We start from the raw sequence: 2488 nt of genomic DNA, 5'->3' as shown, positions 1-2488 counted from the left end.
TTTGATGGGCGGTCCAGCTTTGCGCGTTAACTGAAGAAAAACGTGGACCGGTCACATAAGGGTGGCTCGAGACGTATCTTTGCTTTTCCTCATCAAAATCTCCAAGCTTTGCCAAGGAGACGGAATGATCAGCATCATCGGTTTTAATGACAAAGGCGGTGAGACGATCATCGGGGACAAGCAAAGGAACATCGTAGCGTGCCTGTGCCCAACCTAGCTTTGCGCCCTTCATAGAATAAAAACTTTGTGCTTGAATATCGGCGGTCGGATAGCCATTTTCTGTAGTGACCAAATCAATCACCAGATCATGGTTTTGATTACCGATTTTACAAAGATGAAAGTCAATTCCTGTGATTTGCCGTGTTTCATCGGGGGTAAAAACTTGCGCTTGTGGGTCCACTTTCGTCCATATCTTCACCGTGGTGGTGCGCCGCATTACTTTCACATCAATCGCGCCTTGACCGGTAAAAAGCCCCGTCGCAATGGTTCCACCTTTTCCCCGTGCCACCACGTTCTTTGTGCCAGCAGGAATGTTTTCAGGAATCTTAAAAGTGCCTTCAAGGGTACCTTTGGCGTTAGCAACAAGCTGGCAAAACATTCACACCATCAAAGCTAAGACTTTCCAAGATTTCGCTACTGCCAAAACCTTCAATTTTAAAGTGAAGGGTAATTTGTCTTAAGAAATCGATTTGTTTTTGAGTCTCATTGATGAGATCATCATGCACTTCTGTGTTACGGATAGTTCTCCCACGATTCCAGCCCATATTCAGTTGATTGGTAACACTCGAGAGCAAATCGGTGCGCTGTTCGTGCCAAAAATCTGTTGCGGGTTCAAGGGTTACTGTACTAGGCAGGGGTGCAAAATTTTGATAAGGATTGATTTTTTCGCAAGCCGTTGTCAACTCTTGCGCAATGATCACTTCATTTGTCCAGTCAAGCGTAACAGGTGCTTTTAAAGGAGCAGTATAGAATGTTGGGTCAATGGCAAGTTGTAAAATGCCATTGCCTACAGCGCCGGTTTGTTTAAAGCCTTCATCTCTATAACTGTCATCAAGAAAGGGATCAGCAAACATGCCTTTTTTGGCAACAGGCTCTTTAGAGTCCACATTGCTTTTAATGCGCTCTAACTGCATCAGTCGATCAAGCGAAAGTACGCGTTGAAAATAGCGCCACATCTCATCATAGGGGGCAACACGTGTGCCATCATTGACCACGAGAGGAGTATCAAGCCAATTGTTGGTGATCGTTGCAAGGGACAACACATCATCAGGGACACTGGGTGCCATGGGTTGGTCTGATGAAACCCCTTTGATATAAACCACATTGCCTTGTGTGTTCAGTCCTATACGGTCAATGCGGGGGAGTTTGTAAGTATAACTGACAATAATATCCCCACCATCAGCACCACCTGAGACGGTAATTTCCTGTGCTGTGACTTTATCTGCTTTTATGCTAGCGCGATAACGGTACGTGACTGTATAGCTACTTCCGGGGAGCGGTTCATCCCCCACGGGTGCCCAATCAATGGTGTCTCCGGTTTTTTTTAAATCCGTGCCTTCTTTAAATTCCTTGCTTCCTTGAACGACTTTAATAAACGCGGTGATGCTTTTATCAGGAACACCATCACGCCCTGAAGCAACCGCACCACGGGTGACGTTAACGGTTTTTTCTTTTGTCAACAAAAGAGAATGAATATCGGCAATGGGAGCGTAATAGGTTTTAAAGGTAAAACTTGTCTTGCCCTTTTGAAGCGCAAAAATATGCGTTTCGCTAGGAACAATGCTTGTCGAAAAATCTTCGCGTTCTTCATGGCGTAAAGCAGCAAGGCGTTTGCGTTTAAAACCATTAATATTGGCTTCCCCTTCTTGAATGCTAAACACTTGGCAGCCGTTATTTGGTCCCAATGCGCTCACACGGCAGCCACTCACGATATAATGCCCATGCGCACGGTCATAAGTGGCAATGGCTTGCATAGCTGGTTCAAGCAATGAGGGGGATTTTTGGTCAATCAGAACACCATCTTGCAAAATATAAACCGGAAAGAAAGTGCCTCTCTGCGCATCCTCTTTCAGTGCCCAAACAAGCTTTGCTGTTTCGCGTGCGGCACCAGGCTCTCCTTCTGCCAAGGTGCCAGGGACTTGCCCCAATAGCTCTGGATCATCCTCATGGGTTATCCATTTTTTTTGTAGCTTCACACCAATTTCCAAGCGCCCAATCATGGAAACATTGTTGAGTACAGCTTCAGAGACTGGAAAGATATCACCGGCAATATAGATCTTGCCATCCGTTAATGTGACGGTTTGTGTCTCTTTGTTGACAAAGGCATCGGCGCGTTCCACGCGGTCTCCTTCTTGTGCCACAAGACGCCCTAAACGGTTATGTCGCCCCCTTATGATGGTTTGAACCTCGTTGAGTTCACCAGCTTGAATAAAGGGACGCGTGCCATAAAAGACAACGCTTTGTTGTTCCTCTTTGCCGCGAGATCTGT

At 46.1% G+C, this 2488-nt stretch carries 1 pseudogene; it reads right to left on the bottom strand.

Annotation, left to right across the window (positions count from 1 at the left end):
- Positions 1 to 2488, bottom strand: a pseudogene (locus GQO39_RS08270) (DUF4815 domain-containing protein); the annotation flags it as partial.

The sequence above is a fragment of the Bartonella refiksaydamii genome (assembly GCF_902652675.1).
Lineage (GTDB): Bacteria > Pseudomonadota > Alphaproteobacteria > Rhizobiales > Rhizobiaceae > Bartonella > Bartonella refiksaydamii.
Note: the sequence above shows the minus strand (reverse complement) of the source record. Positions and strands in the feature narration are given on the sequence as shown.